Raw genomic sequence first — 18,520 nt, 5'->3', positions numbered from 1 at the left:
TGCGGTTTAGCATGGCTCTATGACTGCCACTGCAGACCGTTCTGATATCGCGACCATCGTCAGTCCCGCCACCGGTGCCGTGGCCGGCGAGGTGCGCTGGACCGCTCCCGCTGATGTCCCGCGGATCGCTGCCGGGCTCCGCGAGGCGCAGCGCGAATGGGAGGCCCGGGGCGCGAAAGGCCGCGCCAAGGTGCTGGCCCGCTATGCCGTCTGGCTGGGCGACCACCGTGACGAGATCGAGAAGCTGCTGATCGCCGAGACCGGCAAGTCGGCAACGGACGCCGCTCAGGAGGTGCCGCTGCTGATCATGATCCTGTCGTACTACATCAAGGCGGTGGAGAAGGCGATGGCGCCGGAGACCCGGCCGGCCCCGCTGCCCTTCCTGTCGATCAAGAAGATCGAGGTGCACTACCGGCCCCGGGCGGTCGTCGGCATCATCGCCCCGTGGAACTACCCGGTGGCCAACGCCTTGATGGACGCCATCGGCGCGCTCGCCGCCGGCTGCTCGGTACTGCTCAAACCGTCCGAGCGCACCCCGCTGACCGCCGAGGTGCTGCTGCGCGGCTGGTTGGATTGCGGGGCTCCGGAAGTGTTGGCCCTGGCCCAGGGTGCGCGTGAGGTGTCCGAGGCCGTCATCGACAACTCCGACTACATCCAGTTCACCGGTTCCAGCGCCACCGGCGTCAAGGTCATGGAGCGGGCCGCGCGCCGGCTCACCCCGGTCAGCCTGGAACTCGGCGGCAAAGACCCGATGCTGGTACTCGAGGACGCCGATATCGAGTTGGCGGCCAACGCCGCGGTCTGGGGCGCGATGTTCAACGCCGGCCAGACCTGTGTGTCGGTCGAGCGGGTGTACGTCCTGGAGCCGGCCTACGACCAGTTCGTCGCGGCCGTGGTGAAGGCGGTCGAGAACCTGAAGATGGGTGCGGGTGAGGGCTATGACTTCGGCGCGCTGATCGACGAGGCACAGGTCGCGGTGACCGCGCGGCACGTCGATGACGCCTTGGCCAAGGGCGCGAAGGCACTGACCGGTGGCAAGCGCACTGAAGGTGCGGGCAGCTTCTACCCGCCGACCGTGCTGGTCGACGTCGACCACTCGATGGCGTGTATGACCGAGGAGACCTTCGGCCCGACGCTGCCCATCATGAAGGTGTCCTCGGTGGGTGAGGCGGTCCGACTGGCCAACGACAGCCCCTACGGGCTGAGCGCGGCGGTGTTCTCCAAGGATGTGGACCGAGCCAAGGATGTTGCGCTGCAACTGGATTGCGGTGCCGTCAACATCAACGACGTCATCTCCAACCTCATGTGCACGACGGCCCCGATGGGCGGCTGGAAGACCTCGGGGATCGGTGCGCGGTTCGGCGGTGTCGACGGGGTGCGCAAGTTCTGCCGGCAGGAGACGGTGGTGGCGCCGCGGCTGAGCGTGGGTGCCGGCGGCAACTACTACAACAACTCGCTCAAGGCGCTGGCCCGGATGAACAAGATGATGACCAAGCTGGCGCTGGCGCGTCCGAAGCGCGAGGCCAAGTAGCTCACCTTCTGTTCACCTGGGCGACACCGGCTGGTACGTCCGGCTCGATAACTTCGTCCGGTGACTGTGGACCTGTCCTGCTACGCCGTCCGTGACGATGACGACGACGATCCCGAATTGTTGCTGATGCCCGGTGGCGATGTCGTCGACACCTGGCGTGAGGGCTACCCGTACGACGAGCGGATGAAGCGCAGCGAGTACGAGGAGCAGAAGCGGCTGCTGCAGATCGAACTGCTCAAGCTGCAGAAGTGGAGCCAGGCCAACGGCCTTCGGCACGTCATCGTGTTCGAGGGCCGCGACGCCGCAGGCAAGGGTGGCACCATCAAGCGGTTCATGGAGCACCTCAACCCCCGCGGCGCCCGGGTGGTGGCACTGGAGAAGCCGACCGAGAAGGAACGCACCCAGTGGTATTTCCAGCGCTACGTCAACCACCTGCCCGCAGCCGGTGAGATCGTGCTGTTCGACCGGTCCTGGTACAACCGGGCCGGGGTCGAACGGGTGATGGGCTACTGCACGCCCAAGCAGCACGCCGAGTTCATCCGGCAGGCCCCGCTGTTCGAGCAGATGCTGGCCAATGACGGCATCAGCCTGACCAAACTGTGGTTCTCGGTGACCCAGAACGAACAGCGCACCAGGTTCACCATCCGTCAGGTCGATCCGGTCCGCCAGTGGAAACTCTCGCCCACCGACTTGGCATCGCTGGACAAATGGGACGGCTACACGGCGGCCAAGGAAGACATGTTCGCCTGGACCGACACCGAGATCGCGCCGTGGACCGTCGTGAAAAGCAACGACAAGAAACGCGCCAGGATCAACGCGATGCGCTACGTCCTGGGTAAGTTCAACTACGACAACAAGGACCATGAGGTGGTCGGCCAGGCCGACCCGTTGATCGTGGGGCGCGCACTCAGCGACTAGCGCTGATGAGGCGTCCCTCGTGAGGAGGACGCCGTGCGGTTTCTGCTGGCGGCCTTGCTGTGGCTGATCACCACGGCGCTGCTGGTGGTGACGGTGCCGGCGTTGTGGGCGCAGCACACGATCGTGGACCGGGACGGGTACACGGCGTTTGCCGCGGCGGCGGCCAAGGATCCGGCGTTGCAACAGGCAATGGCGTCGGAACTGGGCAGCCAGCTCAAGAATCTGGCCAGCGGTACCGGCTACGACGTGGGAACCGACGTGCTCAGTCGCGGTGCCGGCATCTACACCGCAAGCTCGGCGTTCCCCGGCCAGTTCGCCCAGGTCAACGGCCTCGCGCACGACTGGTTGTTCACCGACCGGGTTTCGCGTTCGGATGCGACGGGCCGGTGGGTGGTCGACATATCGCCGATGTTGGCGGACAGCTCCTTCCGCGAGACGCTGACCTCGTTCGGTATCGCGCCGCCCTCGAAGCTGGAGGTGCCGCTCACCGAACAGGTGTCGGAGCATCTGCGGCCCGGGCAGTTGCGGCTGGTCGCGGTCTGGGGCCCGTGGGCGAGTGTCGGGGCGGCGGTGCTGACCGGCGTATTCGCCCTGTTGACGCTGGCGGCGGCCCGCGCGCGTGGCAAAGCCTTTGCTGCACTGGGGATTTCGGCCCTGTTGGTGGGTGCTGCGGGGTGGGTGGGTATCGAGATCGGCCGGCGCTACGTCGATGACGCGCTGAACCGCGCCTCCGGGGATGTGCACGCGATCGCCGATGTGATGGTCGACCACGCGGTGGGCAGTATGCACATGTGGCTCAACCTCACGCTGACCGTGGGCGGCGGCCTGGTGATCATCGGGGTGATCGTGGCGCTGCTGAGCGGATTGGGTTCACGGCGTGATGAGGTGTGACCGGTCCGAGCGCCGTTTCTGCGCCAATCGTTCTTGATTGACCCAGTTCTGGGTGAGCCCCAGCGCGATGAGAACGTCTGCGGCGGTGATGAACAGGCCGATGAAGTACATCCACTTCATGCCGGGATCCCGCGGGACGGTGAAGAAGATGACCAGAAAGATCGGCCCGACGATGCCGAAGACGAACGTCATGCCCTGAAACACCAGATAGCGGCGGAGCACGGTGAGCGGTGTCATCGGCGTCAGCATAACCGGGCGACGCGCCGGGTGTCCGGACAGCCGAGTGGCTCCGGCGGACTGAGGCAAAGCGCCGCCTGGCGGTACGCACGGCTCTTTGCTGGGCTGCATCTGCAGTTCGGTTCCCCGTAGCCGGCGAATCCGGAATCAACCGAACGGCAGAGCAAATCCGGGAGATGGCTTAGAGTCCGCTGTTAATTGACGTCGATGTCAGGGGGCTCCGTGGGCGCTGGGCGGTTTGTCGGTCGGGTTGGCGGTTTGGCTGTGGCGCTGGGGGTGGGTGCCGCGGTGTCACTCGGCGCGGGGATCGCCTGGGCTGAAGATGGAAGCGGCAGCAGGGCCGAATCCGGAGGGGCTACCTCAGCCGGCGACACTTCCGGCGGCAGCGGCTCGCCGTCGGGTACGCCGTCGCCGTCCACCTCAACCGGCACCCCGAACCCGGCGGGTGGTTCCGGCGCCGAGCCCGGTACGCACGCCGACGGCGACGACGAGGGGGTTTCACCGGGGGCCTCATCCGAACACGAGGTGAAGCCGACCGGCGGCTCGGGTTCGTCACGCAAGCGCAAGTCACCTTCGTCTTCGGCGAGCAAGCGTGAGACGCGTGAGACATCGGGGGCGCCGAAGTCCTCGGTGACATCGCGGCCCGCCCGCCACGAGGAGAACGACGAGGCGCCTCGTGCGGTGACAGCGGCTCCGGTCGCGGTGGCGACGTCGGTGACCGCGGCGACCGTGCCGGCGGCCGAGGTGCGACCGGCTGCTCCGGTGGTGACGCAGGCCAGGGGTGTGGCCTCCGGCGCCGTTGCCGAGTCGTCATTGCTGGGCGGCGTGCCCAGTAGCCCGTTGGTGAACTCGCCGCTGCTGTGGGTGGCGGCGGCGGCCTCGCGGCGTGAGTTCGGTGGGGGCAGTGGCGATTCCGGGGAAGGCGCGAGCCTGGCCGCCGCGGCGACGGCGAACGCCGCGGGAGCCGGCGCGGTGCCGAACTCCGCTCCGACGGCGACGGTGACGGTGGGCAAGCCGAACACCACCAGTGGGGTCGTGACGGGAACGGTCAAGGGCAGTGATGTCGACAAGGACCCGTTGACCTATTCGGCGCCGGCGAGCACCACCAAGGGGTCGGTGGTCATCAACGCGACCACCGGCAAGTTCACCTATACCCCGACGGTGCAGGCCCGGGCTGCGGCCGCATCGAATGACGCTGCGGATAAGCAGGATTCGTTCGTGGTGACGGTGACCGATGTGCATGGCGCCAGCGGGACGGTGATCGTGCCGGTGGCCATCGATCCCAACAGTGTCCCCACCGCGGCGGCGCCGACGGTGAATGCGCCGAATCCGACCACAGGTGTGGTGACGGGAACGGTCAAGGGCGCCGATGCGGACAAGGACAAGCTGACCTACAGCACCCCTGCCGTGACGGCCAAGGGCAAGGTCACGATCAACGCAACCACGGGGGCGTTCACCTACACCCCGACGCAGGCCGCCCGGGAGGCGGCCGCGGGCTCGGACATTGCGGACACGCAGGATTCGTTCACCGTCACGATCAAGGACGCGCAGGGCGCATCGACCACGGCCATGGTCACGGTGGACATCTCCCCGAACAAGGCGCCCGCCGGGGTGACGGTGTCTCTGGGAGGGGCGAATTCGGCCACCGGCGCCATCCTGGGCGCGGTGAACGCGACCGATCCAGAAGGCGGGCCGGTGAAGTACACCGTCGGTGCCACCGCGACCAAGAGCAAGGTCACCATCGACGCGAACAGCGGGGCACTGACCTATACCCCGACCGCGGCGGCGCGGCACGCGGCCGGCCTGACCGTGGGCGCGGTGACCGAGGACAGTTTCACCGTCAGCATCGCCGACACCAAGGGTGCGGTGACGACCCAGCTCGTCACGGTGACCATCTTGCCGTTCAACACGGCCCCGACCGCGAATCCGGCTCCGGGTAAGCCGAATACGACCACCGGTGTGGTGACCGGCAGCATCAACGGCGCCGACGCCGACAAGGACAAGCTGACCTACAGCGTGGCCACATCCGCCACCAAGGGCGACCTGACCCTCGATTCGGAGACCGGCAAGTTCACCTACACCCCGGCCCAGGCCGCGCGACTGGCCGCAGGCGCGGCCCCCGCGATCGACGACCCGGCCAAGTCCGATTCGTTCACGGTGACCATCTCCGATGCCTACGGCGGCACGATCACCAAGACGGTGAATCTGGTCGTCGATCCGAACAACGCACCCACCGGTGCGATATCGACGGTCGGTACCCCGAATCCGACCACGGGTGTGGTGACCGGGACGGTGAAGGCCACCGATCCCGACAAGGACACATTGACCTACACGACCGTGGCGACCACGGACAAGGGCAAGATCACCCTGAATACGTCGACGGGGGCGTTCAGCTACACCCCGACGCAGGCCGCGCGGGAAGCCGCCGCGGGCACAGATGCTGCGGCCACCCAGGATTCGTTCACCGTCACCATCAAGGACGCCCAGGGGGCGTCGATCACCACGACGGTGACCGTGAACATCTCCCCGAACAAGGCCCCGATCAACGCGGTCGTCGGCAACGTCACCACGAATCCGGGCACCGGAGTGGTCACCGGCACGGTGAACGGGATCGATCCGGATGGTGTGGCCTTGCCGAAGTACTCGGTTCCGGCGACGACGCCCCGCGGCAAGGTCACCATCAATGCCGCGACCGGTCTGTTCACCTACACCCCGACCGCGGCGTCCCGGCATGCGGCCGGCCTGACCGTGGGTGCGATCACCGGCGACAGTTTCACCGTCAGCATCACCGATGAGAAGGGCGCGGTCACCACCAAGGTCGTCAACGTCACCATCGTCGCGGCCAATGCCGTTCCGACCGCGACGGTTTCGGTGAACAAGCCCAATGCGACGACGGGCGTGGTGACCGGCACCGTCAAGGGTGCTGATGCGGACAAGGACACGTTGACGTACTCCGGTCCGGCATCCACGACGAAGGGCGCGGTGACCCTCAACTCCACCACGGGCGCGTTCGTCTACACCCCGTCGGCGACAGCCCGCGACGCGGCCGCCGGCGGTGTCACCGCCGACAAGATAGACACGTTCACGGTGACGATCACCGACGGGCACACCGGCGGCGTCATCACCAAGGCTGTCCAGGTCACCATCTCGCCGAAGACGGTCGTGGGTGTTGTCGGCTCGGTCGACGTGCCGGGCGAGAACTACGAAGCCGTGATGAACGGCGCCGGCACCAGGGCGGTGATCACCACCGTGACCGGCGACGACACCAAGGGTTACTCGACCTTGGTCACGGTCATCAACGTCGCGACCGGAACCAAGATCGGTTCCACCGTCAAACTCACCGGCCAGTCCGATGGGGTGGTGTTCACCGATGACGGCACGCGTGCGTTGGTGGCCACCTCCGTGACAGCTACCGACACCGCAAGCACCCGGCTGGTGGTCATCAACGCCGGCACGGGCAAGCAGGTCGGCAGCACCCTCACCTTGGACGGCAACACCTACCTTCCCGATGCGCTGCAGTTCAACTCCGATGGCAGCCGCGCCATCCTGACCATCGACGGCTACGACGCGGACACCGGAGCCGCCGTCACGCGGCTGACCCTGGTCAATACCGCGACCGGTGCGAGGGTGGGAGTCACCCGCGAATACGCCAACGACGAGTCCGAGGACGACTTCCGTTTCGTCGACCCCGTCACCATCGACCTCAACCCCGGGGGCAGCCGACTGATCGTCACCACGTCCAGCACCGACCCGAACTCCAATGTCGAATCGACCCAGGTGACGATCATCAACACCGCCGACGGCGCGCAGGTGGGCACCACGACGACCGTCACCGGCGCGGTGTACAACCCGGTGTCCTACAGCGCCGATTACTCGCGCGCGATCCTCGCGTACACCACGATCGTCGATGCCGAGAACTCCACCACCCATGTGATCGTGCTGAACGTGGCCACCGGGGTGCAGATCGGTGACACCGTGTCCTATCCAGGAGCAGGCGCAGCGCATTTGAGTGACGACGGCAGCCTGTTCGTCGTCAACACCATGATCTACACGGACGGAGTCGGGACCTACACGTCCATCGCGGTGTTCAACACGGCTGCCGGCACCCAGATCGGTACCCCCGTCACCGTCGGCGGCGTGACGGTCTTGCCCGCACGGTTCAACGCGGCGGGCACCCGCGCCGTCGTTGCCGTGTACACGCTGAATCCAGGCGTTCCGGGTGGCCTGAGCGCTGTGCGGGTGGTGGTCGTCGACACAGCCACCGGGGCGCAGGTCGGCACCACGGTCGACATCGCGGGGACCACGCTCGGCTACGCCGCGAACGATCCGCGGACGCTGCAACCATTCCAGTTCAACACCGCGGGCACCCGCGCGCTGGTCACCACGGTGGGCGGCGATGTCACCAACGTCGCGGTGATCAACACACTCACCGGGGCGCAGGTCGGGACGACGCTGACGATGCCGGGTGCGGCCACCTTCCCCGCCCAGGACGGAACGTCGTTCCTGCCGCCGCTCTACAACGACGACGAGAGCCGTGCCTTCGTCACCTCCGTCAGTGGCGACGAAACCACCGGCTACCTCACCCACGTCACGCTGCTGAACACGGCGACCGGTGCCGAGGTCGGTAGCACCATCACGCTCGTCGGCGCGCCGGGGGTGTACGCCGACGACACCAACATCCTCTCCAGCGGCAATCGGGCGGTGTACCTCACCTACACCGGAGACGACACCAGCGGATACACCACTCGTATCGCGATCATCGACACCGACAACGGGACTCAGCTCGGCGCCACCGGAACCTTCGTCGGGAGCTGGTCGTCCTACGTTCAGTTCAATGCGGCAGGCAACCGCATCACCGTCATCACCGACACAGCGAGCACCGATACCGACCCGGCGACCACCGAGCTTTCGGTGTACGACGCAGCGACCGGCGCACAGGTGGGAAGCACGTTGACCTTCACCGGTGACACCTGGACCGGGGCCACCGTCGACGATGATCCCTCCCGCGTGATCGTCTACACCGCGTCCGCGACCAGCAGTACGGTGACCGCCGTCGATCTGCTGACCGCCACCCGCATGGGTTCCACCTTGACGCTCCCGGGCGAGGCGTGGTCGACGTACCGCAGCGACGACAGCTCCCGCGTGGTCGTGGCCAGTCTGACCGGGAACGGCACCACCACGAAGGTCGCGACGCTGCAGATCGGTGATGCCACGGGAGCGCCCTTCAACGGCAGTGTCACGGTCGACGACGTGTAAGGAGATCCGCTGGGTACAGCGGAACCCGGGTGCATCTGCTGTTTTGGCAAAGTTCTGCCGTGTGGGCCGGTAGTGAGATGTTCTTTGCCCACCGAAGGTATCGGCCGGTCCGTAGCTGGTGGGGCCCGTTCGCCACGGTGTGCGCGGGCCGGCGAGTCGTGTCGGGGCCTGGTAATTCCAGCAATTTGACGCTAGAGATATTTTCAGGCATTACCCTGTAGCGACATAGCTAGCTGTGCCCTGGTGCCCGCTGCGATCTGGACGTTGGGAGTTGTGGTGGGTGCTGGGCGATTCGTGGGCCGCGTCGGCGGTCTCGCGGTGGCGCTGGGCGTCGGTGCGGCGGTATCCCTGGGCCAGGGGACCGCGTGGGCAGATGACGCGGCCACGGGCGGCACCGAATCCAGCGGCACAGCCGAGCCCTCGGAGTCTTCCGGTGGCACGGTCAAAAATCCCGACACCAGCACGAACGCCCCGGCCGCAGGCTCCACCACCGACCCCAAGACCAGCGACGAGCCCGCGACGAAGGCCGCGACGGGTACATCGCACAAGCGCAAGAAACCGGTCGCCGCGGAGCCCAAGCGGGAGACCGCCGACGCGCCCAGATCGTCGGTGACGTCGCGGCCGGTCCGCCACGAAGTCGACGATGATGCCACCCCGGCGAAGAGTGTGCAGGCGACGCCGGTCGCGGTGAGCGCGACAGCCCTGTCGACCGCCGCGCCGGCGGCGGCGCAGGTGGCACCGGCCGCTGCGGTGGTGGCGGAGTCGGTCGGGGTGGTCTCGGGTGCGAGCCCGGTCTTGGGGGTGGATTCGTCGCTGTTGGGCGGCGTCCCGGCGGGCCCCCTGGTCAACTCGCCGTTGCTGTGGGTGGCGGCGGCGGCCTCCCGGCGTGAGTTCGGTGCCGACGACGGTGCGGACGCCGAGGCCGAAGCCGAGACCACGGCGAAAGCCGCCCTGGCACTGGCGACCGCCGCGACCGACAACCACAGTCCGACGCTGGGCACGCCCACCGTGGGAACGCCGAATGCCACCACCGGGGTCGTCACCGGTTCGGTCAAAGGCGCCGATGCCGACAAGGACACGTTGACCTATTCGGCGCCGGCGATCAGCACCAAGGGCGGCACCGTGGTGGTCAACGCGACGACGGGCGCCTTCACCTACACCCCGACGGTCGCCATCCGGCATGCCGCCGCGGTGACCGGGGCGACGACGGCGGACAAGACCGACACGTTCACCATCACGGTGTCCGACGGGTTCGGCGGGACGGCGGACAAACTCGTCACCGTCGCGGTGAAGCCGATCAACGCGGCGCCGACGGCATCGCCGACGGTGAACGCCCCGGACGGTTCGGGTGTGGTGACGGGCAGCCTCGGTGTGGCCGATGGTGATTCGGATGGCTTGACGTTCAAGGCGGCCCCGAAGAAGGGGACGGTGACGTTCGCCCAAGATGGGTCGTTCACGTACACGGCGTCGGATGCGGCGCGGCACGCTGCGGCCGTGCCCGGCGCGAACGGATGGGTGACGACCGAGACGTTTGCGGTGACGGTCACCGACGGTCACGGTGGGACGGTGACCAGGAATGTGAAGGTCACGATCGCGCCGGCCGATGCGAATCCGGAGATCTCCACCGTGTCCGCGGGGTCGCCGAACACCAAAGGTGTGGTGTCGGGCCAGATCTCGGCCACCGATGCCGATAACGACACCTTGACCTACAAAGGGACCTCCACGGTCAACGGCAAGGTGGTGGTGAACGCCAAGACCGGCACCTTCACCTACACCCCGACCGCGGCAGCCCGGCACGCCGCCGCAGGGGGCGGCGCCACCTCGGAGGCCATCACGCTGACGGTCACCGATGGCCATGGCGGCACCGCGTCACACACCGTTGTGGTGGACATTCTTCCGTCCAACGCTGCCCCCACGGCCACGGTGTCGGTGGGCAAACCGAATACCACCACCGGAATCGTCACCGGCACCGTCAAGGGCGCTGACGCCGAAAAGGACCCGCTGTCCTATTCCGTGGCGTCGGGGACGTCCAAGGGCACGGTCACCCTGAACGCGAGCACCGGTGCGTTCACCTACACCCCGACCGACGCGGCGCGGCACGCGGCCGCCACTGGTGTCACCGCGGACAAGTCCGACTCGTTCCTCGTGACCATCACCGACACCCACGGTGGGGTCGCCACCTTGACGGTGACGGTATCGGTATCACCGACCAACGCCGTGCCGACGGCGAACGCGTCACCGACGGTGAACGCACCCGACGGTTCGGGTGTGGTGACCGGCACTCTTGGTGTGGCCGATGGTGATTCGGATGCAGTGACCTTCACGGCCACCCCGAAGAAGGGGGCGGTGACCTTCGCGCAGGACGGGTCGTTCACGTACACGGCGTCGGATGCGGCACGGCATGCGGCGGCCGCCACCGGGGCGCTCGCAGCGGTCAAGTCCGAGACGTTCACCGTGACGGTCACCGACGGGCACGGCGGGACGGTGACCAAGAGTGTGAAGGTCGCGATCGCACCGGCCAATGCCAACCCGGTGATCTCCACCGTGTCCGCGGGGGCGCCGAACACCAAAGGCGTGGTGTCGGGCCAGATCTCGGCCACCGATGCCGATAACGACACGCTGACCTACAGCGGTGCGTCCACGGCCAACGGCAAGGTGGTGGTGAACGCCAAGACCGGCGCCTTCACCTACACCCCGACCGCCGCGGCCCGCCATGCTGCGGTGGGTAACCCGGCGGCGAGCGACACCGTCACGGTGACCGTGACCGACGGCTACGGGGGTACCGCCACCAAAAACGTTGTGGTGAGCATCCTTGCGGACAATCTGCCACCCACCGTCGGCGTGTCGGTGAACCAGCCGGACAGCGCGACGGGTGTCGTCACCGGCAAGGTGACCGGCACGGATCCCGACAACGATGTGCTGACCTACAGCGCTCCCGGGAACACCGTCAAAGGCGCGGTGAGCGTCAATGCGACGACGGGGGCATTCACCTACACCCCGACCGATGACGCGCGGCATGCCGCGGCCGTCGTCGGGGCACCGGCCGCGGACAAGTCGGACACCTTCAACGTCATGGTCAGTGACGGCAAAGGCAACGTCGTCGCGGTGGCCGTCACCGTGGCGATCGCGCCGGACACTGTCAACTCCGCGCCGACGAATGTCACTGCCACTGTCACAGAACAGAATCCGAGCTCGGGAGCGGTGTCGGGCACGCTCTCGGCCACCGATGCCGACGGCGATACGCTGACCTACACCGGCCCGGCGACCACACCCAAGGGCACGCTGACCATCGTGGGCGGCACCTTCACCTACACCCCGACGGCGGCAGCCCGGCATGCGGCGGCATCGCCGACGGCGACGGACGCCGACAAAACCGACAGCTTCACCGTGACGGTGACCGACGAACTCGGCGCCAGCACATCGACCACGGTCACCGTGGCAATCCTGCCCGCCGACACCGCGCCGACGCTGTCGGTGACGACGGGTTCCCCGGACTCCTCGACCGGTGTGGTCACCGGGACGGTCTCGGGGGTCGATGCCGATGGTGACGTACTCCAATACTCGGCTCCGGCAAGCACTTCCAAGGGCACCATCACGATCAATGCCAGCACCGGTGCCTTCACCTACACCCCGACGGCGGCGGCCCGGCATGCGGCGGCATCGGTTTCCGGAACCGACGCGACCGACAGCTTCACGGTCACGGTCACCGATGGTTACGGAGCCAGCGTGCCGGTCACGGTGACGGTCAACATCGTGGCCACCAATACCGCGCCGACGCTGTCGGTGACGACGGGCTCGCCCAATCCCACCACCGGGGTGGTCACCGGCAAGGTCACCGGCACTGACGCCAACGGTGACACGCTGACCTACTCGGCGCCCGCGTCAACCGGCAAGGGCACCATCACGATCGACCCGTCGACCGGGGCGTACATCTACACCCCGACGGCGGCGGCCCGGCACGCCGCGGCCTCGCCCACCGCGACCACCGCCGTCAAGTCGGACAGTTTCACGATCACCGTCACCGACGGGTACGGGGCCAGTGTGCCGACGACGGTCACCGTGTCGATTCAGCCGGTCAACACCGCACCGACCTTGTCGGTGACGACGGGTGCACCCGACACCTCCACGGGTGTGGTCACCGGGACCGTCGCCGGAACGGACGCCGACGGCGACACGCTCAAATACTCCGCACCCACCAGCACTTCCAAGGGCGCCATCACCATCAATGCCGGCACCGGTGCCTTCACCTACACCCCGACGGCGGCCGCCCGGCACAAGGCGAGCGCACTGACCGCGACCGACGCGGACAAGGCCGACAGCTTCACCGTGACGGCGACCGACGGCTTCGGGGCGAGTGTCACCACCACCGTGTCGGTGAGCGTTCAGCCCGCCAACGCCGCACCGACGGTGACCGCGACGGTGGGCACGGCGAACACCACGACCGGCGTGGTGACCGGCAAGGTCACCGGCACCGACGCCAACGGTGACACGCTGAGCTACTCCGCACCCGCGTCAACGAGCAAGGGCACCATCACGATCAATGCGTCGACGGGTGCGTACACCTACACCCCGACGGCGGCGGCCCGGCACGCGGCGGCCTCGACGACGGCGACCGCAGCCGATAAGGCCGACAGCTTCACGGTCACGGTGACCGACGGGTACGGCGCGAGCGTCCCGATCACCCTCTCGGTGACCGTGCGGCCGGCCAACACCGCGCCGACGCTGTCGGTGACGACGGGCTCACCCGATACCTCGACAGGTGTGGTGGCCGGCACTGTCACCGGCACGGATGCCGACACCGACACGCTGACCTACGCCGCGCCCGCATCAACCACCAAGGGCGCCATCATCATTGACGCCACCACGGGTGCGTTCACCTACACCCCGACCGCGGCGGCCCGCCATGCCGCATCGTCGACGACGGCGACCGCCGCCGCCAAGGCCGACAGCTTCACCGTGACGGTGACCGACGGCTTCGGGGCCACCGTCACCACCACGGTGTCGGTGAGCATCGCGCCCGCCAATACCGCGCCCACGGCGACGGTGACGACGAATACGCCGAACGCCACCACCGGTGCGGTGACCGGCACGGTGTCGGGCACCGACCCCAACGGGGACACCCTGAAGTACGCCGCCGCAGGTGCCTCCAAGGGCACCGTCACGATCAACGCCACCACGGGTGCGTTCACCTTCACCCCGACCGCGGCGGCCCGGCACGCGGCGGCGTCGGTCACGGCGACCACCGAGAAGACCGACACCTTCACCGTGACCGTCACCGACGGGTACGGCGCCAGTGTGCCGGTCACGGTGACGGTGAACATCCTGCCGGCCAACACCGCGCCGACGGTGACGGTGACCAAGGGCGCCCCGGACACCTCGACCGGCGTGGTCACCGGTAAGGCGACCGGCACCGACGCCAACGGCGACGTACTTCAATACTCTTCTCCGGCAAGCACTTCCAAGGGCACCGTCACCATCGATGCGTCGACCGGCACCTTCACCTACACCCCGACGGCGGCGGCGCGACACGCGGCGGCCGCGCTGACGGCGACCACGGCCGACAAGGCCGACAGCTTCACCGTCACCGTGACCGACGGATTCGGCGGCACCGCCACCACCACGGTGTCGGTGAGCATCCAGCCCGCCAACAGCGCACCGGCCCTGTCGGTGACCACCGGGTCCCCCAACGCGACCACCGGCGTGGTGACCGGGACGGTGTCGGGCGCCGACCCCGACGGCGACCCGCTGACCTACACCGCGCCGGCATCCACCAGCAAGGGCGCCGTCACGGTCAATGCCTCGACCGGTGCGTTCACCTACACCCCGACCGAGGCGGCGCGACTCCTGGCGGCGGCGGGCAGTGCCACGGCCGCGGACAAACAAGACACCCTGACGGTCACCGTCAAGGACGGATACGGCGGCACCACGGCCATCAGCGTCACCGTCGACATCGCGCCGGTGACACGGACCGCGACGACCGTGGGCACCCTCACCGTCAACGGCATCGCCCACGACGCGTACTTCAGCGCCGACGGCAGCCGTGCCGTCGTGGTCACCAAGGCGGCCGCCGGTGGTGTCGTCGCCTTCTCGGTCGTCAACACCGTCACCGGTGCGAAGGTCGGGAACTTCATCACCCTCTCGGGTACCGCGCCGAGCTTCGTGGCGTTCAGCGCCGACGGCACCCGCGCGGTCATCGCCACCAGCGACGACTACTCCAAGAACGTGCGGGTCGCGATCCTCGACGTCGCGACCGGTGCACAGGTCGGCACCACCTACACCTCCTCGAACTACTTGGGGGACAAGGCGGTCGGCCCGGCAGTCCAGACGAATGCCGACGGTAGTCGCGTGGCCGTGGCGACCACCGGACTGTCCGGTGACGCCAAACCGTCCGGCCGGCTGGTCCTGATCAACACCGCGACGGGCGCGCTCGTCTACGACACCGGTCAGGTCGTGGGTACCGCGGCCGCGTCGTTCAGCGCCGACGGATCCCGGGCCGCCGTCGTCACCGGCGGGCAGATCGGCGGCGTCAGCGCGGCCACGACCATCACCGTCGTGAACGCGGCGACGGGCGCCACGATCGGTGCGCCGCTCACCCGGGCCGCTGCGTCCGCGGCGACCTACAACAGCTCCACCCTGGCCAGTCTCAACGCCGATGGTTCCAAGATCGTCGTCACCGATTTCGTGCAGACCAGCGACACCGGCCTGAGCTTCAAGGTCTCGGTGTACAACGCCGGCGGCAGCCAGATCGGGGCCGGTTTCACGGTCTCGTCCTACGCGCCGGTCGTACGGGCCCAGTTCAGCGCCGACGGCAGCCGGGCGGTGCTGACCTCGCAGGGAATCGACGGCAGCTCGCAGACCGACGTCTTCCGGGCCGGCCTGGTGGTGGTCAACATGACCACCGGTGCGCAGGTGGGTTCGGTGATCCAGACCAGCGGATGGCCTTCCGGTTCAGGGGATTCGAAGAGTTCCTACGACCGACTGGTACTGAACCCGGCCGGCACCCGGGCGGTGCTGGTGGCTCAGGCGGCCGACCAGTCGACGACCAGGGTGATGGTGATCGACCTCATCACGGGCACCCAGGTGGGCAGCACGCTGAGCCTCGACGGCGGCTGGGTCGCCGGCTCCGGCTTGGTGTCGACGGCGCAGTCGAGTAGCGACGGGGCACGCGTGCTGATCGTCGCCAACACCGACAACGGTGACGGCCAGTTCACCACGAGCGCCGTGGTCATCGACACAGCCACGGGGACACAGGTATCCGCCCTCGGCAGTACGGCCGACCAACCCGCCGGGATGCAGTTGAACTCCGACGGGACCAGGGTGGTGGTGACCTCGGTGACCGCCGGCGTGACGACGGTGTCGGTGCGCGACGCACTCACCGGCGCACCGGTCGGCGACAGCCTCACGCTGGCCGGCAGCGCCGCCGGGCAGCCTCAGCTCAGCGCGGACGGCACCCGGGTGGTCGTGACCGCGGCCGCGGGCGGCACCACCGCGGTGGCGATCCTCAACACCGTCACCGGCGCGCAGATCGGTACCACGGCCGTGCTGGCCGGCACGCCGGTGAACCCCGCGCGGATCAGCGCCGACGGCAGCTATGTCGTCGCGTCCGCCTCGACGAGTGCGGGACCCACCAAGGTGACCGTGATCCAGATCAGCTGAGCGTCCGCCACAGGTAGGAGTAGATCAGCGCCGCCCGGAACGCCGCCTGCGAGTTGTCGGCCGCGCCGCCGTGCCCGCCCTCGATGTTCTCGTAGTAGCTCACCGGGTGGCCCGCTGCCTCCAGCGCGGCGGTCATCTTCCGGGCATGCCCGGGGTGCACCCGGTCATCGCGGGTGGAGGTGGTGATCAGAATCGGCGGATAGCTGCGGTCTGCCGAAATATTCTGGTACGGAGAGTATTTGGAGATGAACTCCCAGTCACCAGGGTCGTCCGGGTTGCCGTACTCGGCGACCCACGATGCGCCGGCCAGCAGCAGATGGAAGCGCTTCATGTCCAGCAGCGGAACGCTGCACACCAGCGCGCCGAACAGCTCGGGGTAGCGCGTCAGCATGATGCCCATCAGCAGTCCGCCGTTGCTGCCGCCCTGCGCGCCCAGGTGGGGCACCGTGGTGATCCCGCGGGCGACCAGGTCGCGCGCCACGGCCGCGAAGTCTTCGTCGACGAGATGGCGGCCGGCCCGCATCGCCTGGGTGTGCCAGCCCGGCCCGTATTCGCCACCGCCGCGAATGTTGGCCAGCACGTAGGTGCCACCGCGGGCCAGCCACAGCCGGCCCAGCACACCGTCGTAGGCGGGGGTGCGCGACACCTCGAATCCGCCGTACCCGCCCAGCAGGGTCGGGCCGGCGGCGCCCGGCCGCCCCACCACGAAGTAGGGGACCCGGGTGCCGTCGGCGGACACCGCGAAATGCTGGCTCACCTCGATTCCGTCGGCGTCGAAGAAGGCGGGCGCACGTTTGATCTCGCCGAACGCGCCATCGTGGGATCCGAGCAGCAACCGCGAGGGGGTGGTGAATCCGCTTGAGTCCAGGAAGATCTCGTCACCGTACGGATCGGCTCCGGCGATCACGATATTGGTGTTGTCCGGAAGTCCGGGGACGTCGGCGGCTTTCCAGTCGCCCGGGGTGAGGATCTGCACGCGGCTGGCGACATCGGCGAGCGTGACCACGACGAGTTTGTCGCGGGTCCAGGAGTACTGGTGCAGGCAGGTGTGCTGGTCGGGTGTGAACACCACTGCGATATCCGCTGTGCCGTCGAGGAATTCGCGATAATCGGCGGCCAGCAGCGAGCCGGCGGCATACCCTTTCCAGTCGGTGCGCAGTTCGATCAGCAGCCAGTCCCGGTGCACGGACACCGTCGCGTCGGTGGGCGCGTCGATCGGGATCAGCTCGGCGCCGCGAAGCTCATAGATCTCGTCGTTGAAGAAATCCACCGCCCGGCTGATCAGTGTCCGCTCGAACCCCGGTGTCCGGTCCACCGATGCGACGACGATCACGTCGGAGCGCTCTCCGGCGTGTACCGTCGGGGCGTCGGCCAGATCCTGGCCACGCTGCCACCGTTTGACCAGCCGGGCGTAGCCGGAGTCGGTCAGCGAGCCTTCGCCGAAATCCGTGCCGACCAGCACCGTATCCGGGTCCGCCCAGGAGATATGGGTCTTGGCCTCGGGTAGTTCGAAGCCGCCGAGTTCAGCGCTGACGAATTCCCTTGTGGTCATGTCGAATTCACGCACCACCACGGCGTCGGCGCCACCGCGGGACAAGCTGATCAGCGCGCGTGAATGGTCGGGCTCGATCACCTCGGCGCCGGCCCACACCCAGTTCTCGTCGTCGGCGCGCGCAAGTTCGTCCAGGTCGATGACGACATCCCACACCGGCGCCTCGGTGCGGTAGGACTCCAATGTGGTGCGCCGCCACAGTCCGCGCGGGTTGGCCTCATCGCGCCAGAAGTTGTAGAGGTGCTCACCACGGCGGCGCACGTACGGGATACGGGCGTCGGTGTCGAGGACTTCCAGCGCCTCGGCTCGCATCGTCTCGAACTGCTCACCGGACAGCGCGGCCAGCGTCGGCTCGTTGTGGGCGCGCACCCAGGCCAGAGCGTCGTCGCCGGTGATGTCCTCTAGCCAAAGGTTGAGGTCCGGGGCGAGCGAAGCGACGGGATCTGTTCCAGAACTCATGTGACCTTTCTACCGTGGGC

Annotated in this window: 8 protein-coding genes; 5 read left to right on the top strand and 3 right to left on the bottom strand. The window is 68.0% G+C overall.

Annotated features, from left to right (window positions below; all coding sequences use genetic code 11):
* The first annotated feature begins 19 nt into the window (after window positions 1-19).
* Genes H7J86_RS10465 through H7J86_RS10455 form a run of 3 tightly spaced genes read left to right on the top strand, consistent with a single transcriptional unit; the run spans window position 20 to window position 3,340 of the window.
* Window positions 20-1,531, top strand: coding sequence for an aldehyde dehydrogenase family protein (locus H7J86_RS10465; RefSeq protein WP_090360439.1), 1,512 nt, complete (start codon window positions 20-22; stop codon window positions 1,529-1,531).
* Between the two features lie 60 nt (window positions 1,532-1,591).
* Window positions 1,592-2,449, top strand: coding sequence for a polyphosphate kinase 2 (gene ppk2 / locus H7J86_RS10460; RefSeq protein WP_090360436.1), 858 nt, complete (start codon window positions 1,592-1,594; stop codon window positions 2,447-2,449).
* Between the two features lie 33 nt (window positions 2,450-2,482).
* Window positions 2,483-3,340, top strand: coding sequence for a hypothetical protein (locus H7J86_RS10455; RefSeq protein ID WP_187098196.1), 858 nt, complete (start codon window positions 2,483-2,485; stop codon window positions 3,338-3,340).
* Here H7J86_RS10455 and H7J86_RS10450 read toward each other — a convergent pair.
* Both H7J86_RS10450 and H7J86_RS10445 read right to left on the bottom strand, forming a co-directional pair.
* Complete coding sequence (locus H7J86_RS10450) at window positions 3,320-3,577, bottom strand: hypothetical protein (protein WP_187098197.1); 258 nt, start codon at window positions 3,575-3,577, stop codon at window positions 3,320-3,322. The genes H7J86_RS10455 and H7J86_RS10450 overlap by 21 nt on opposite strands.
* 194 nt (window positions 3,578-3,771) lie before the next feature.
* Window positions 3,772-4,590 (bottom strand): hypothetical protein, encoded by an 819-nt coding sequence (locus H7J86_RS10445; RefSeq protein WP_267290837.1) that lies wholly within the window; start codon window positions 4,588-4,590, stop codon window positions 3,772-3,774.
* On the opposite strand from H7J86_RS10445, the gene H7J86_RS10440 reads away from it, so the two are divergent.
* Window positions 4,550-8,833, top strand: a complete 4,284-nt coding sequence (locus H7J86_RS10440; RefSeq protein WP_267290836.1) for a beta strand repeat-containing protein — start codon at window positions 4,550-4,552, stop codon at window positions 8,831-8,833. The genes H7J86_RS10445 and H7J86_RS10440 overlap by 41 nt on opposite strands.
* Window positions 8,834-9,076: 243 nt before the next feature.
* Entirely contained in the window at window positions 9,077-16,489 is a 7,413-nt protein-coding gene (locus tag H7J86_RS10435) for a cadherin-like domain-containing protein (RefSeq protein ID WP_267290834.1), read from the top strand.
* On the opposite strand, the gene H7J86_RS10430 is transcribed toward H7J86_RS10435, so the two are convergent.
* Window positions 16,482-18,500, bottom strand: coding sequence for a prolyl oligopeptidase family serine peptidase (locus tag H7J86_RS10430; protein ID WP_267290832.1), 2,019 nt, complete (start codon window positions 18,498-18,500; stop codon window positions 16,482-16,484). The two genes, H7J86_RS10435 and H7J86_RS10430, sit on opposite strands and share 8 nt — an antisense overlap.
* Window positions 18,501-18,520: the final 20 nt, after the last annotated feature.

Origin of the sequence: Mycobacterium hackensackense (genome assembly GCF_025822555.1) — a bacterium.
GTDB classification, from domain to species: domain Bacteria; phylum Actinomycetota; class Actinomycetes; order Mycobacteriales; family Mycobacteriaceae; genus Mycobacterium; species Mycobacterium fluoranthenivorans.
The sequence above is the reverse complement of the archived record's forward strand: the minus strand, read 5'-3'. Positions and strand labels throughout refer to the sequence as shown.

What these genes read in the sequence shown, in the direction of transcription:
- H7J86_RS10465 (WP_090360439.1), top strand. Translation starts at nt 20, where the DNA reads ATGACTGCCACTGCAGACCGTTCTGATATCGCGACCATCGTCAGTCCC.
- H7J86_RS10450 (WP_187098197.1), bottom strand. Translation starts at nt 3,577, where the DNA reads ATGACACCGCTCACCGTGCTCCGCCGCTATCTGGTGTTTCAGGGCATG.
- H7J86_RS10430 (WP_267290832.1), bottom strand. Translation starts at nt 18,500, where the DNA reads ATGAGTTCTGGAACAGATCCCGTCGCTTCGCTCGCCCCGGACCTCAAC.